Origin of the sequence: Streptococcus sp. LYSM12 (genome assembly GCF_004569635.1) — a bacterium.
In the GTDB taxonomy this organism is placed as follows: domain Bacteria; phylum Bacillota; class Bacilli; order Lactobacillales; family Streptococcaceae; genus Streptococcus.
The window spans coordinates 1-231 of sequence record NZ_SPOZ01000096.1 but is presented as its reverse complement, the minus strand read 5'-3'; the positions used below and the strand labels follow the sequence as shown (position 1 = coordinate 231).

General features: G+C 53.2%; 1 protein-coding gene. It reads left to right on the top strand.

The window, feature by feature from the left end; all coding sequences use genetic code 11:
- On the top strand, positions 1–231 hold a 231-nt coding region (locus E4T79_RS10865; RefSeq protein WP_135030151.1), incomplete at both ends, for an RHS repeat domain-containing protein.

The window sequence follows — 231 nt, the reverse complement described above, 5'->3', positions numbered from 1 at the left end:
CCACGCTTACCTACGACTACGATGAGAATGGCCATCTCATCACCTATACCGATGCCATGGGGGTTCCGACCCGCTACGAGTACGATGACAGGGGACGAATGACGGCTTGGGTTGACGGCAATGGCACCAAGGTTATTCAAAATGAGTATGATGACGAGAACCGGGTGACCAAGCAGACCGACGGAACAGGAGCGGTCTCAACCTTAGCTTATAGCGATGGTCAGACCATCA